13 protein-coding genes and 1 rRNA gene are annotated in these 14,875 nt (G+C 44.5%); all 14 read left to right on the top strand.

Features of this window, described 5'->3' with window-relative positions:
* The first annotated feature begins 16 nt into the window (after positions 1-16).
* Positions 17-838, top strand: a complete 822-nt coding sequence (locus GRP75_RS05405) for a glycosyltransferase family 2 protein (protein ID WP_025723449.1) — start codon at positions 17-19, stop codon at positions 836-838.
* Positions 835-1,578, top strand: coding sequence for a sugar phosphate nucleotidyltransferase (locus GRP75_RS05400; protein WP_160788780.1), 744 nt, complete (start codon positions 835-837; stop codon positions 1,576-1,578). The genes GRP75_RS05405 and GRP75_RS05400 overlap by 4 nt, the downstream gene beginning before the upstream one ends.
* A 23-nt stretch (positions 1,579-1,601) precedes the next feature.
* On the top strand, positions 1,602-2,150 hold the full coding sequence (gene rfbC / locus GRP75_RS05395) for a dTDP-4-dehydrorhamnose 3,5-epimerase (RefSeq protein WP_160788779.1): 549 nt from the start codon (positions 1,602-1,604) through the stop codon (positions 2,148-2,150).
* A gap of 27 nt (positions 2,151-2,177) precedes the next feature.
* Entirely contained in the window at positions 2,178-3,197 is a 1,020-nt protein-coding gene (gene rfbB, locus GRP75_RS05390) for a dTDP-glucose 4,6-dehydratase (protein WP_028542095.1), read from the top strand.
* A gap of 1 nt (position 3,198) precedes the next feature.
* The gene (gene rfbD / locus GRP75_RS05385; RefSeq protein WP_160788778.1) at positions 3,199-4,071 is read left to right on the top strand and encodes a dTDP-4-dehydrorhamnose reductase; all 873 of its coding nucleotides are present in this window, start codon (positions 3,199-3,201) and stop codon (positions 4,069-4,071) included.
* A 191-nt stretch (positions 4,072-4,262) separates the two neighbouring features.
* Entirely contained in the window at positions 4,263-5,174 is a 912-nt protein-coding gene (locus tag GRP75_RS05380; protein WP_160788777.1) for a glycosyltransferase family 2 protein, read from the top strand.
* 184 nt (positions 5,175-5,358) lie between these two features.
* Complete coding sequence (locus GRP75_RS30625) at positions 5,359-5,451, top strand: putative holin-like toxin (RefSeq protein WP_219727884.1); 93 nt, start codon at positions 5,359-5,361, stop codon at positions 5,449-5,451.
* Between the two features lie 371 nt (positions 5,452-5,822).
* Positions 5,823-6,731 (top strand): glycosyltransferase family 2 protein, encoded by a 909-nt coding sequence (locus tag GRP75_RS05375; RefSeq protein ID WP_160788776.1) that lies wholly within the window; start codon positions 5,823-5,825, stop codon positions 6,729-6,731.
* A complete protein-coding gene (locus tag GRP75_RS05370) occupies positions 6,728-8,128 on the top strand; it encodes an undecaprenyl-phosphate glucose phosphotransferase (RefSeq protein ID WP_075154819.1) in 1,401 nt (466 codons plus the stop codon). The genes GRP75_RS05375 and GRP75_RS05370 overlap by 4 nt, the downstream gene beginning before the upstream one ends.
* 106 nt (positions 8,129-8,234) lie before the next feature.
* Positions 8,235-9,107 (top strand): phosphatidylinositol-specific phospholipase C/glycerophosphodiester phosphodiesterase family protein, encoded by an 873-nt coding sequence (locus GRP75_RS05365; protein ID WP_160788775.1) that lies wholly within the window; start codon positions 8,235-8,237, stop codon positions 9,105-9,107.
* A gap of 144 nt (positions 9,108-9,251) precedes the next feature.
* Complete coding sequence (gene pcrB / locus GRP75_RS05360) at positions 9,252-9,944, top strand: heptaprenylglyceryl phosphate synthase (protein ID WP_481856216.1); 693 nt, start codon at positions 9,252-9,254, stop codon at positions 9,942-9,944.
* A gap of 41 nt (positions 9,945-9,985) precedes the next feature.
* Complete coding sequence (gene pcrA / locus GRP75_RS05355) at positions 9,986-12,310, top strand: DNA helicase PcrA (RefSeq protein ID WP_023990577.1); 2,325 nt, start codon at positions 9,986-9,988, stop codon at positions 12,308-12,310.
* 89 nt (positions 12,311-12,399) lie between these two features.
* Positions 12,400-14,415: an NAD-dependent DNA ligase LigA gene (gene ligA / locus GRP75_RS05350; protein ID WP_160788774.1), complete on the top strand. Its 2,016-nt coding sequence runs from the start codon at positions 12,400-12,402 to the stop codon at positions 14,413-14,415.
* A gap of 378 nt (positions 14,416-14,793) precedes the next feature.
* Positions 14,794-14,875, top strand: a 16S ribosomal RNA gene (locus GRP75_RS05345); the annotation flags it as partial.

Below are 14,875 nucleotides of genomic sequence, written 5' to 3'. Positions count from 1 at the left end.
GGGGAAAATCCTACCAATGAATGCTATACAAAATGAAAATTGGTCAATACCTAATTTTGAGCTTAAAGAGTTCAAGTCAAAAGGTAGTAAATACTGTGTTTGTATTCCTGTTATTAATGAGGGAATTAAAATTCAAAAGCAGCTTAGCAAGTTAAAATCACTTGCAGAAACTGTTGATATTATCATTTTAGATGGTGGGAGCACCGATGGTTCTTTGGATGAATCATTTCTTTTAGATAATCGTGTAAGAGCTATCCTAGTGAAAAAAGATAAGGGTAAGTTGAGTGCACAATTACGGATAGGGTTCGCTTACGCATTACAAGAGCAATATGAGGGCATCATTACTGTGGATGGGAATAATAAAGATAGTGTTGAATCAATTCCTGAATTCATTAAGAAACTTGATGAAGGCTATGATTTTGTGCAAGGTTCAAGATATGTACCAGGAGGTAAGGAAATAAATACTCCTGTATCAAGAAAACTTGCTATTAAACTTATTCATGCCCCGTTTATATCATTAGTTGCAGGATATCATTATACAGACACTACCAATGGATTTAGAGCCCATTCTGCTCGATTTTTAAAAGATCCTGAATTACATCCCTTTAGAGATGTTTTCGAGACTTATGAGCTGTTGGGCTATTTGTCAGTTAAAGCGCCCAAATTAGGCTATAAAGTTACGGAAATTCCTGTTGAACGTTCATATCCAAAGGGGAAAGTACCTACTAAGATTAGCCCACTTCGAGGAAATCTACTACTTATTAAAATATTGCTAAACTTATATTTGCGCAAATATGATACCAAAAATAATCTGAAAGTAATTAAGGAGGAGCAATGAAAGGTATAATTCTTGCAGGAGGTACAGGCTCTCGCCTCTACCCCTTAACCAAAGTAACAAATAAACATCTGCTGCCTGTGGGTAAATATCCAATGATTTTCCACTCCGTATCCAAGCTCAAGCAAGCTGACATACAAGATATTCTTATCGTTACAGGTAAAGAGCATATGGGAGATGTCGTTAACCTTCTTGGTAGCGGGCGTGAAATGGGAGTAACATTCACCTATAAAGTTCAGGATGAGGCAGGCGGGATCGCACAAGCTCTTGATCTGGCTGAGCAATTTGTAGGTGATGATCAAATGGTTGTTATTTTAGGCGATAATGTGTTTGAAGATGATATTGCACCTTTCGTGGATAATTTTCGTAATCAAACCACGGGTGCAAAAATTCTTCTTCAACAGGTACAGGATCCACATCGTTTTGGAGTGGCCGAGCTTCAAGGGGAGCGTATTGTGTCAATTGAAGAAAAACCTAAAGAACCAAAAAGTGATTATGCTGTAACAGGCATTTATATGTTCGATCATAGTGTGTTTGAAATTGTAAAAACGCTCGAACCTTCAGCTCGAGGAGAACTTGAGATCACTGATGTTAACAATGCATATATTGCTAATGGAACATTGACGTACGATGTTCTTCAAGGCTGGTGGACAGATGCAGGAACTCACCCATCTCTTGCGCGAGCTAATGAATTGGCTAAGGATATCGTGTTTGGTGAAGAGTTTGGAAAGCTAAAGATTTAAAATAAAGGGAGGATGAGAACGAAATGAAGGTAATCCCTTTGAAACTAGAAGATGCAAAAATCATTGAACCCGTGGTTCATGGTGATCACCGTGGTTTTTTTATGGAAAGTTACAATGAACAGATCATGAAAGAAAACGGAATAGACCATGCTTTTATTCAGGATAACCAATCCTTGTCTGCAGAAGCCGGTGTGATTCGTGGCTTGCATTACCAGCTTAATCCTAAAGCACAGACCAAACTCATTCGTGTGCTTTCTGGAGCTATCTACGATGTGATTTTGGATATTCGTAAAAGTTCTCCGACGTTCGGTCAATGGGTCGGAGTCATCTTAAGCGAGCATAATAGACGTCAGCTACTGGTGCCTAAGGGTTTTGCTCATGGGTTCTGTACGCTTGTTCCTAACACTCAAGTGCTGTATAAGGTAGACGAGTATTATTCACCTGAAAATGATCGTGGAATTCTGTGGAATGATCCTGCACTAGGGATTGATTGGCCAACTTCTCATGCTATTCTTTCGGAGAAGGATCAGAAGCATCCAGCACTGGCTGACGCAGACATTAATTTTGATTAGACGAATAATAAGGTTTAGGAGGTCTGTATGAAACTTCTTGTCACCGGCGGGGCCGGATTTATAGGCAGTAACTTTGTATTGTATATGTTAAAACACCATCCAGATTACGAAATTGTAAATATAGATGCACTTACCTATGCAGGTAACCTGGAAAATTTGAAATCCATTGAAAATAACCCCAAACATAGCTTCATCAAAATAGATATTACCGATGCACAAGCGATTGATCAGTTGATGCAGCAGGGAATCGATGTGGTAGTTAATTTTGCAGCGGAGTCACATGTGGATCGGAGTATTTTGGAACCGGAAGTATTTGTGAAAACAAACGTATTGGGTACGCAAGTGCTACTGGACGCAGCTAAGAAATATAACGTGACCAAGTTTGTACAGGTATCAACAGATGAGGTGTACGGTTCTCTGGGAGAAACAGGATTGTTTACGGAGGAAACTCCGTTGCAGCCTAATAGTCCTTATTCTGCATCCAAGGCAGGTGGCGATCTGCTAGTTCGTGCATATCATGAAACCTTCGGTTTACCAGTGAATATCACGCGTTGTTCTAACAACTATGGTCCATACCAGTTTCCTGAAAAATTGATCCCGCTAATGATCTCACGTGCACTGAGCGATCAACAGCTACCTGTATACGGGGATGGCTTGAACATTCGCGACTGGTTGTATGTAGAGGATCATTGCAGTGCAATTGATCTGGTCATTCATCAGGGTAAACTGGGTGAAGTATACAATATCGGGGGAAATAACGAGCGGACAAATGTGCATATCGTCAAAACGGTATTGGAGGAGCTGGGCAAGCCAGAATCTCTGATTTCGTATGTGCAGGATCGTCCAGGTCATGACCGCCGTTATGGCATTGATCCAACGAAGACGATGAATGAGTTGGGCTGGAAGCCAAAGCACTCTTTTGAAACCGGCATTAAAGAAACGATTCGCTGGTATCTGGACAATGAAGAATGGTGGACTCGCATTCAATCTGGCGAATATCAACAATACTATGCAAAGCAGTACGGTTCCCGCTTGGGGGATGAGTAGAATGAAGGTATTGGTTACTGGAGCATCCGGTCAACTTGGTAAAGACGTAGTAAAGGTTTTTCAGGAGCAAGGACATGATGTCCTGGGTTACGATCGCGAACAATTAGATATTACGGATTTGCAGCAGACGGTGAAGATTGTAGGACAATATCAACCTGACGCCGTAATCCACTGTGCAGCGTATACGGCTGTGGATGCAGCGGAGACCGATGTAGACGGGGCTTATCAAGTCAACGCGGCAGGTACACGTAATATGGCGCTGGCTGCGGAAAAGGTTGGAGCCAAGCTGGTTTATATCAGTACAGATTATGTGTTCGATGGAACGGCAAAGCAGCCATATCATGAGTACGATAATACCAATCCGCAGAGTATCTACGGAAAGTCCAAACGGGCGGGAGAGGTATTGACCCAAACACTTTCCTCTAGGTATTTTATTGTTCGTACATCTTGGGTTTATGGATTGCACGGGAACAATTTTGTCAAAACGATGCTGAAGCTTGGTCAGGAGAAGCCGCTCCTGCAGGTGGTGAATGATCAGAAGGGTTCACCTACCTATACAGTGGATTTGGCACGTTTTTTGGCGGAATTGATTCAAACGGAGAAGTATGGCGTATACCATGCATCCAATAGTGGCTCCTGTACCTGGTATGAATTTACGCAAGCTATTTTACAGGATGCGGCGGAAATATTAGATGCCAAGATCACAGCGAAATTGGAGCCGTGCAGCACAGAGCAATTCCCCAGACCGGCAGCGCGGCCACGCAACTCTGTTATGGAGCATATAGCGATCCGAACCAACGGGTTAAATGATTTGCGCGACTGGCGTGAGGGATTGCGTGATTTTTTGCAGGAATGTCTTAGTAAATCCGAGTAATTAAAACCTTATTATAAATATCAACAATCTCCCATCAGTTCATGATTGGGAGATTTTATTATATTAAAGCCTATGTTGATTAAGGACGCTGAGCATTATAATGTATAAGCAGATGGAACCTATTGTCCCTCTATTACACATTCTAAAAGAAGGAGGTCATTACTCTGAACAGACCTAACATACAAATTTTATTGTCTACATATAATGGAGCAGCTTATTTAGATGAGCAAATAGAAAGTCTCATCAATCAAAAAGACGTAGAAGTTCAGATTCTAATTCGTGATGATGGCTCGACAGATGATACGGTTGCCAAGTTGAGAGTGCTGAAGCAACGTTATCCTCAACAGATTATTTTATGCCTCGAGAGCAATGTAGGGGTTATTAAAAGCTTTTTTGATTTGATTCAAAGATCGTCTGAGACATTCGACTATTACGCTTTTTGTGATCAGGATGATGTGTGGATGCCGAATAAACTCGCTCAGGCTGTGTCTCATCTCAGGGATCAGGATGGAAGTCGGCCGCTGATGTACTGTTCTGCTACACAAATGGTCTCTCAATCATTGGAACCACTCAAAGTATGGCCAGCTGACATCCCACGACCTGTATCCTTCTATAATGCTCTCATTGAGAATGTGTGTGTAGGTTGTACCATGGTGATCAATAAAGAAACACTCGAGCTCGTGAAAAAGAGAATTCCGACTTCTTTGGATAACATTATTATGCATGACTGGTGGATTTACTTATGCACCTCCTCTTTTGGTGAGGTTGTTTTTGACCCCGAGCCGTCCATTTTGTATCGGCAGCATCAAAACAATGTGTTGGGAGGTTCTACTGATGGCTGGGTTAGCAAGTGGAGGAAAAGACTAATTAGATTTATAAAAGGAAAAAATCGCTATATTTTAAGCAAACAAGCCCAGCAATTTATTCAACTTTATGGACAACACATGTCTCCTCAAATGTATAAAGATATGGATCAGTTCCTGGAAAGCTACCAAAAGGGCGTATTTTCTCGTATGAAATATATTTGGCAGTCTCCATTTTATAGGCAGTCACGGTTGGACAACTGGATTTATAAGTTGGTTTTCATAATGAGGAAGTTATAGAGGTATGGAAAGAAAAATATTGAAACTTTTTTCCATATATGAGCGTCAAATAGTCAAAGGTGCAAATGAATACTAGATAAAATACCATCGAATGCGTGTTCCTTTATGGAAAAATATAGTATAATTGAAACGTGCAACCGATAGAGCTGGCAAGGGCGGTCGGCTAACTCTCCCGAGGAGGGGGGTGAAGCCTGTGACAGTGTTTGAGGCGCTCAGTTTAATGCTGACGTTCGGGGCGTTAATCGTCACACTGTTAGAGTTTAACAAACGAAAATAGACCGCCCCCGCAAGGAAGGGTCTATTTTCGGCCTGATTGTTCCAAAACCGTCCGCTCTTGGAGCGTTGGTTGCGCAGGGGCTGGCTGGCACCAGCCCTTTTTCCATGTATATCTTACCACGATGAATTTTAGACCTCAACCGAGGATTTTACAAAAATCTAATAAACGACTCCCAATGAACAATATATAGATCGAAATGGTTTCGTTTGTCTATATTTGCACTTTGGAGCGACAGGAATCGAATTTTGTGAAATTCTACTAACTATGTAAGGTTACAAGTTATGTGCTTTTTTGCGCCCCGTGGTCTGCGCGGTATGCTATAATAGGCGATAGTAGAATAGATTACTGAATTTGTCAGGAGCGTTTTAAATATGGATGTAAGCATACTGGTCGTCAACTATAATACGTGTCAATTGACGCTGGATTGTTTGCAATCGGTGTATGCGTCAAAGTCGCAGTACCGATATGAAGTGATTGTTATTGATAATCACTCCAGTGACGGATCTGTTGAGGCTATTCGTGCTGCATACCCGGAGATTACGTTGATAGCCAATAAGAATAATACAGGTTTTTCCAAGGCGAACAACCAGGGGATGGAAGTAGCCAGCGGGCGTTATGTATTGTTATTGAACTCCGATACGTTGGTGCAACCGGACACGCTGGATACAATGATTCAGTTTATGGATACGCATCCGGAGATGGGGGCATCGGGTTGCAAGGTCATCTTGCCGGATGGATCATTAGACAAGGCTTGTAAGCGAGGATTTCCAACGCCGTCAGCTTCTTTTTACTACGCTTTCGGCTGGTCGAAGCGTTACCCGGATAACCCGAAGTACAATCAATATCAACTTGGGCATCTAAGCCCGGACGATGAGTATCCTGTAGATGTACTGGTAGGTGCTTTTATGCTGGTGCGCCGGGAGACGATTGACCAGGTCGGGGGTTTGGACGAAACCTTTTTTATGTATGGTGAGGATATTGACTGGTGTTACCGGATTAAGCAAGCTGGGTGGGGCATTTACTACTACCCGCGCACATATATTATTCATATCAAAGGGGGCAGCGCGCGCCGTCGTCCTTTGAAAATTATTTATGAGTTTCATAGAGCAATGTGGGTATTTCATCGTAAGCATTATAAACAGCAATACAGTTGGATCACCAATATGGCTGTATATGCGGGAATTACCGTGAAATTTGGAATGGCCTTTCTAAAAAATAAGTTGTCCGCACCGGTCAAGCCAGACGGCGGGGAACAATCTCGTACTGAGGTGAAAGCATGATACGCAGAAATCAGCGTTTTCTAACCCAATTATATATTGTGGCGGATTTCGCGGTCATTCAGTTGTCCTTTCTGATCGCTTGGTTTTTCAAATTTGAAAGTGAATGGATCACCTATAAAGAACCGCTTCCTATTCAAGTATATGGAGGCTGGAGCTTAATCTACGGCCTGATTGCTGTAGTGTTGGGGATGTTATTTTCGCTCTATTCGCCCAAACGCAAAAAACGGTTTGCAGACGACGTATTCCGCGTCACCCAGATTCATATCGTTGGCCTGTTCGTGCTATTGAGTGTGATGTTCTTCGTGAAGCAAATCGACATTTCGCGGTCCTATTTGGCAATCTATATGGTTGGAAACGTGCTGCTTATTTTGTTTTACCGATTTTTTTTGAAGCAAGTTCTTAAAGCTCTCCGTCAAAAAGGGTACAACAAGCAATTCATGCTTATTCTCGGGGCGGGTACTCTAGGCCAACGATTTTATCATAACCTTGGACAGTATCCTGATCTGGGATACGAGGTAGTGGGTTTTCTGGATGATAAGCGGCATTGGAGTGAAGAGGAAGAGGCGCATTTTCGCCCGATTCTTGGAGGCTTAGATCAATTGGAGGCTACGCTGTCGCGTCTGATGATTGACGAGGTCATTCTGGCGCTGCCGCTGGATGCTCATGATAAGTACCCCAAGATTATCAACATGTGTGAAAAAGCTGGAGTGCGCACGCTTATAATCCCCGACTTTTTCGATTATTTGCCGGCTCGCCCGTACTTTGACAACTTTGCAGGTATGCCGATGATCAATGTACGGGATATTCCACTGGATGTGGCGGGGAATCGATTGTTTAAGCGTCTGTTCGATATTTTATTCTCTTTATTCGCGATTCTCCTGACCTCTCCGATCATGCTAGGGGTGGCGATTGGTGTGATGATTACATCCAGAGGGCCAATCATTTTTAAGCAGGAGCGGGTAGGCTTGAACCGTCGCACCTTCCGAATGTACAAATTTCGTTCGATGAAGGTGCTGCCCCCTGGAACTGAAGATACGGGCTGGACGACTGCTAATGACCCAAGACGCACACGTTTTGGTACTTTTATTCGTAAAACGAGTCTCGACGAGTTGCCGCAATTTTTCAACGTCCTGCTGGGTGATATGAGTGTCGTTGGTCCACGCCCAGAACGACCCTATTATGTGGATCAGTTCCGTGAGGAAATTCCAAAATACATGGTGAAGCATCATGTTCGTCCTGGAATCACAGGCTGGGCACAGAGCAACGGGTTGCGTGGAGATACATCTATTGAGGAACGGATTAAGCATGACATTTTCTATATTGAGAACTGGTCGCTCTTATTCGATATTAAAATTATTTTCCGTACGATTCGCAATGGTTTCAAGAACGCGTATTAATCCAGAGTCACCCTTCGGTTTAGCCGGAGGGTGTTTTTGCGTCTGGCAGTTGTTTTGAGTATGCGTATGTGGGGTATTGACCTGTACGAAAAGGATGTGACACCCTATGAAACGATTGATTGCTACGGTCATTCTTTTAATGTTAATCGGCACATTTTTACTGGCTTACAAAGGGCAATCTACAGAAGAACATACTGGCTTTACCACGCACCGTGTGATTTCGCATGCCATGGGAGCCGTTGATGGTTTGGCCTATACTAATGCGCGTGAAGCGTTTGTGGAAAATTATAAAAAAGGCAGCCGCGTATTCGAGGTCGACCTGATGTTTACTTCGGACGGACATTTGGTGGCGCGCCATGAATGGACAGAATCTTTTACAGAGCAAATGCAACAGGAACACGCAGTTGCTACAGAACAGGGCGGAAAACCTTGGAGCTATCATCAATTTAAAAACACACCCATACACGGTTCCTATACTCCAGTAGATTGGAAGGATGTATTGGATCTATTGGAAACATACCCGGATGCTTATATTGTGACCGATACGAAAGAACAGGACCCTGCCCAAATCAAACAGTTGTTTGCACAACTGACCCGTCAGGCACAGGAGAAAAACCCCGAGCTTTTGTCCCGTATTGTTCCTCAAATTTACAATGAAGAAATGCTGCAAACGTTGCGGAGTATTTATCCCTATCCATCCGTTATTTATACGCTCTACGCCACAGAGGATAAAGATGACCAGATCATTCGATTTGTACAGCAAAATGATATAACGGCAGTAACTTTACCAGAGAATCGGGTGAGTGGTGCTTTAGTGGAAAGTTTGCGCCAGGCAGGAGCAGTGTGCTACGTAAATACCATTAATGAGTTGAAGGATGCGGCTGAGTATGAACAGATGGGTGTGCGAGGTTTCTATACAGATATTTTAACGGAAAAAGAACTTAGTAAACGCAGTTGGTTGTATGCGCTACGACCATGAGCTGTCTGAACGGGGTGTTCCCATTTGATACGAACATTGACACCTTTTAAGCACTGTCATAGACTTAGCATAGAACGCTTTTGGATATTGGAATTCGGCTCGACTGGATCATAACAAAAGCAATGGATGCTGGAGGAATGTGTGTTGGCAGATTCAATTCAATCATGGAAGCATGTGTTTAAGCTTGATCCTGACAAGGAACTGGATGACGAGGCACTTGACGCCGTGTGTATGTCTGGTACGGACGCCATTATGGTAGGAGGTTCATCGGGCGTAACCTATGAAAATACGGTGGATTTGCTGTCACGGGTTCGGCGTTATGAGGTGCCGTGTGTGCTTGAGGTGTCCGATCTGGAGGCTGTAGTGCCAGGGTTTGATCTATATATGATTCCCATGGTACTGAATACCACTGACAGTAATTGGATTCTAGGGCAGCACCAACGTGCGATTGAACAGTTTGGTTATATGATCCCGTGGGATTTGCTTGTGGCGGAAGGATATATTGTTTTGAACGGTGATTCTACGGTCGCTAAGCTTACCGGAGCAGATGCTTCGCTGGATGCTTCATCTGCCGCCTCATATGCACAGATTGCTGACAAGCTCATGCATCTGCCGATTGTATATGTGGAATATAGCGGTGCTTTTGGAGATATGGAGCTGGTGCAAAAAATACATCGCAGTACTGAGCGCTCTCGTGTCCTATACGGGGGAGGAATCGTGGATAAATCTACCGCGTTACAAGCGGCTGCTGTTTGTGACACCATTGTAGTAGGTAACATCATTTATCGTGATTTGGCGAAGGCGCTGGAGACGATAGCTGTGAAATTGGAAGTATAGAACGTGAATTTATGGAAGCTCAGGGAAAGGAGCATGCACGCATGCAATCAATAGATATACACGAGGCGGTAGCTCGCCTTAATCCGCCTCAGCGTCAGGCTGTGGAGGCGGTAGATGGTCCGCTGCTGATTATGGCTGGCGCAGGCAGTGGTAAAACACGGGTGCTCACGCACCGAATAGCTTACCTCATCGCGACCCGCAAGACGGCTCCATGGGGCATTTTGGCGATTACCTTTACGAACAAGGCTGCGCGTGAAATGCAAGATCGCGTATCCAAGCTGATTGGCCCGCAGGGGAGAGATGTGTGGGTATCCACCTTCCACTCGATGTGTGTGCGTATTTTGCGTCGGGATATCGAGCGGATTGGCTTCACCTCCAATTTCAGCATTTTGGATTCTACGGATCAATTGTCTGTCATTCGGAGCTGCATGAAGGACCTGAATATAGACACCAAAAAGTTTGAACCCAAAGCGGTTCAGTCTATGATGAGTACGGCTAAAAATGAACTGGTCACTCCCGAAATGTATGAGCGCAAGATTGGCGACTATTTTGAGGGGATTGTGGCGAAGGTATATACCAAGTACCAACAACGGCTCAAAAACAACAACTCTCTTGATTTTGATGATTTGATCATGGCAACGATTCAGCTATTTAAAGAAGTACCTGAGGTACTGGATTTCTACCAGAAGAAATTTCAATACATTCATGTTGATGAATATCAGGATACGAACCGTGCGCAGTACATGCTGTGCAAAATGCTGGCCGACAAGCATCACCGGATTTGCGTAGTAGGTGACAGTGACCAATCCATCTATCGGTGGCGGGGGGCGGATATTAGCAACATTTTGAATTTTGAAGAGGACTACCCGGAAGCGCGCACCATTTTGCTGGAGCAGAACTACCGGTCCACCTCAAATATTCTCAATGCTGCCAACGAAGTTATTGGTCAAAATACAGGCCGCAAGCCGAAGAAACTATGGACTGACAAAGAAGGCGGAGCCAAGATTAAAGTTTACCGTGCTGACTCCGAGCATGATGAGGGCTACTTTATCGCCTCAGAAATTCATAAGAATATTAATGCGGGCAAAACCTATAGCCATCATGCCATTTTGTACCGTACGAATGCTCAGTCTCGGGTTGTCGAGGAAATTTTGATTAAATCGGATATTCCTTACCAGATCGTGGGCGGTATCAAGTTCTATGATCGTAAAGAAATTAAGGATTTGCTGGCGTATCTTCGCCTACTCTCCAATCCTGACGACGACATCAGCTTGATCCGAATCATTAATGTGCCAAAACGAAGCATCGGAGACACGACCGTCGGTAAATTGCAGGCAGCTGCAGCGGAACGTGGAGTTTCGATTTTCCGTGTCCTTCAAGTTGTAGACGATTTGGGCTTTGCAGGACGTACGCGCAATGCGTTGGTAGAGTTTTACGATATGATCGAAGGTTTAAGTCGGATGGTAGACTACCTGTCGGTTACCGAGTTAACAGAAAAAATGTTGGAAACCACCCAATATCGATTGGAGCTGCAAAACGAGAATACACTTGAGTCACGCTCGCGCTTGGAGAATATTGATGAGTTCCTGTCGGTAACCATGGAATTTGAAAAAGGAGCGGAAGACAAGTCACTCGTCTCCTTCCTGACCGACCTTGCTCTGATTGCCGATATTGATTCCATGAATGACGATGAAGAAGAACAAAGCGATGCGGTTGTATTGATGACCATGCATAGCGCCAAAGGACTGGAGTTTCCTATCGTATTTATTGTCGGTATGGAGGAGGGAGTATTCCCTCATAGTCGTGCCTTTTTGGATAACGAAGAGCTGGAGGAGGAGCGCAGATTGGCGTATGTCGGGATTACCCGTGCAGAGGAGCAACTGTTCCTTACATGCGCACAGATGCGCACTCTGTTTGGCCGCACCACAGCTAACCCGCCTTCCCGCTTTCTCGAAGAGATTCCGGACGAGTTAAAAGAGGATACGATCATTAAACGTGACCGCTACCGCCGTTCAGGCAATGTAGGCGGATCTTATGGTGGGCGCGGACTGAATAAAGGTAGTGGCAGCAACTTTGGTGGAGAACGCTCGTTTGATACGATGAGCCGCAGTGGTTCGTCCGCTTCCGCGTCACCCCGCGTAACAGTAACGACATCTTCATCTGCGAAAGCAACTCCGGCTGCTTCGGCAGGAGGCCCCTCCATTTTTGCGGCTGGAGACAAGGTACAGCATGGCAAATGGGGGATTGGAACCATTGTCGCTGTAAAAGGGACGGGTAATGATATGGAGCTTCAAATTGCTTTCCCGGCTCCAGTAGGGGTTAAACGACTGCTGGCTGGCTTTGCACCAATTACAAAAGTAGAATAAATCTCAAACATCATTAAATCTCGAACCTCATGAGTGGCAGCTTGGCTTAGGCCTCTGCCCTGATGAAGTTCCCGGAGGGATACGCCTGCATGAACCCAATGCACAGGATGGAGCAGCTTGTTGCTGAACTGAACACATATAACTATCATTACTACACACTGGATGAACCCAAGATCAGCGACAAAGAATATGATGTGCTTTATGACGAGCTGGTAGCGCTTGAACAGACGAGCGGTCTTGTGCTGCCGGATTCGCCGACACAGCGTGTGGGTGGGGAGTTACTCAAAGGTTTCACACCGCATCGCCACCTTGCCCCATTATGGAGCCTTGATAAAGCTCAGAATATGGAACAGCTGCGTGCATGGAACGCGCGTGTTGTTAAACTGGTCAATGATTACAATACCAAGAACCCGGAGCAACCTTTGCCATCTCCAGGCTATGCTATAGAACTTAAATTCGATGGCCTGACGCTGAACCTGACATATACTGATGGACAGCTGGTACAGGCTTCTACCCGCGGTAATGGCGTGGTGGGTGAGGGAATATTGGCACAGGTGAAGACCATTAAATCCGTGCCACTTACAATTCCTTTTCGAAATGGAACAATTGAAGTACAGGGAGAAGGGATAATGAATCTCTCTGTACTGTCCAAATATAATGAGACTGCCGTGGACCCTCTTAAAAATGCACGCAACGCCGCAGCTGGCGCTTTGCGTAACTTGAATCCCAAAGTGACAGCAGAACGGCGATTGAATGCATTTTTCTACAATGTGGGATATGCAGACCGTATCCAGTTTAACAGCCACCAGGAAATGATGACTTTCCTGCGTGAAAATCATTTTAAGGTAAACCCTTACCTGACTTACTTTGATAATTTTGAAGATGTAATGGAGCAACTGATTGAGATTGAAGAATCTCGTGCCGGATTGGATTACCTCATTGATGGGGCAGTATTGAAAATTACAGATATGCGCACACGTGAGGCTCTCGGGTATACCGATAAATTCCCACGCTGGGCGGTGGCATATAAGTTCGAAGCTGAGGAAACGACAACGGTGCTTAACTCGGTTGAGTGGAATGTAGGACGAACCGGTAAAATCACCCCACTTGCAAGGGTAGAGCCGGTAGAGCTGGCGGGAGTCACTGTACAAAATTGTACACTGAACAATGCTGGTGACATTGAGCGCAAAAACCTGAAGTTTGCTTTGGGGGCACGTGTGTTTATCCGTCGCTCAAACGATGTCATTCCGGAGATATTAGGAAAGGTAACGTCTGAGAACGACGGTGAGGAAATTGTCGTACCAGATCATTGTCCAGCCTGCGGGTTTCCATTGCAGCAGCGAGGTGCCCATTTGTTTTGCGACAATAAGCTGGGGTGTAAACCACAAATTGTGGCTCGTATTTCCCATTTTGCTTCACGTGATGCTATGGATATTGAGACATTCAGTGACAAAACGGCCATACAGCTACATGACGAACTGGAAGTGCGCGAGCCTGCGGATCTGTATACACTCGAATATGATGATCTTGTGAAGCTAGAGCGGTTTGGTGAGAAAAAGGCCAGTAACCTCTTAGCGGCACTAGAAAAGAGTAAAGAGAGAGATTTGGCTTCTTTCCTTTATGCTCTGGGTATACCGAATACCGGTAAAGCGACAACACGCATGTTGGCTGAACATTACCGTGATTTGCACAAGACGATGTCCGCTACGGTGGAAGAACTGATAGAACTACCGGATATAGGCGGAATTGTAGCCGAAAGCATTGTTGCTTTCTTTGCCGATCCATTTACTCAGGCAGGAATTGAAAGAATGCTGTCTCTAGGGGTGAAGGCTCAGGCCCCTGAAGCTCCACAGGAGAAGAAGACAGACAGCTTTTTCAGTGGCAAAACGGTCGTGCTTACAGGTACCTTGCATCAGCTTACGCGTGACGAAGCTGTATCCAAGCTGGAGGCGCTGGGAGCCAAAGTTGCGGGGTCTGTATCGAAAAAGACGGATCTAGTCATAGCTGGTGAAAAGGCTGGGAGTAAGCTAGCTAAGGCCCAACAGCTCGGAATTGACACCATAGAAGATGAGGATGAATTTATCAGACTGCTGGAACAAGAATAAATAGTTTTGCAATGAGTGCAGTCATTCCGCTCTGGGGCGGGGTGGCTGCCTTATTATCTGTTGTATAGTAGGAAATAAAATAGATATAAATAAATGCTTGCTAAATAACTTTAGGCATGATATATTATTAGACGTTGCTTTGAGAATAACATTTCTTGAAGCGAGGTTGCTGAAAAGATAATCAAAAAAAAGATTTGACAAGAAAGCAACTAACATGGTATGATCTAACTCCTGGCTCGTTGAATGAACGAGAACAGACAAGTTCTTTGAAAACTGAACAAATGGATGATGAAATAAAGATTTCTTCTTTTATAAGAAGAATCGCTAGCATTAAAAATGAGCTTATCGCTCTTTCTATAAACCAGCTTCGGTTGGTCTTTAATGGAGAGTTTGATCCTGGCTCAGGACGAACGCTGGCGGCGTGCCTAATACATGCAAGTCGAGCGGGGTTGTTTAGAAG

Origin of the sequence: Paenibacillus sp. OT2-17, assembly GCF_009827695.1 — a bacterium.
Lineage (GTDB): Bacteria > Bacillota > Bacilli > Paenibacillales > Paenibacillaceae > Paenibacillus > Paenibacillus polymyxa_B.
Note: the sequence above shows the minus strand (reverse complement) of the source record. Positions and strands in the feature narration are given on the sequence as shown.

Bases quoted from the DNA above. Each gene is read 5' to 3' on its own strand.
- GRP75_RS05405 (WP_025723449.1), top strand. From the start codon at position 17: ATGAATGCTATACAAAATGAAAATTGGTCAATACCTAATTTTGAGCTT.
- GRP75_RS05400 (WP_160788780.1), top strand. From the start codon at position 835: ATGAAAGGTATAATTCTTGCAGGAGGTACAGGCTCTCGCCTCTACCCC.
- rfbC (WP_160788779.1), top strand. From the start codon at position 1,602: ATGAAGGTAATCCCTTTGAAACTAGAAGATGCAAAAATCATTGAACCC.
- rfbB (WP_028542095.1), top strand. From the start codon at position 2,178: ATGAAACTTCTTGTCACCGGCGGGGCCGGATTTATAGGCAGTAACTTT.
- rfbD (WP_160788778.1), top strand. From the start codon at position 3,199: ATGAAGGTATTGGTTACTGGAGCATCCGGTCAACTTGGTAAAGACGTA.
- GRP75_RS05375 (WP_160788776.1), top strand. From the start codon at position 5,823: ATGGATGTAAGCATACTGGTCGTCAACTATAATACGTGTCAATTGACG.
- GRP75_RS05370 (WP_075154819.1), top strand. From the start codon at position 6,728: ATGATACGCAGAAATCAGCGTTTTCTAACCCAATTATATATTGTGGCG.
- GRP75_RS05365 (WP_160788775.1), top strand. From the start codon at position 8,235: ATGAAACGATTGATTGCTACGGTCATTCTTTTAATGTTAATCGGCACA.
- pcrA (WP_023990577.1), top strand. From the start codon at position 9,986: ATGCAATCAATAGATATACACGAGGCGGTAGCTCGCCTTAATCCGCCT.
- ligA (WP_160788774.1), top strand. From the start codon at position 12,400: ATGAACCCAATGCACAGGATGGAGCAGCTTGTTGCTGAACTGAACACA.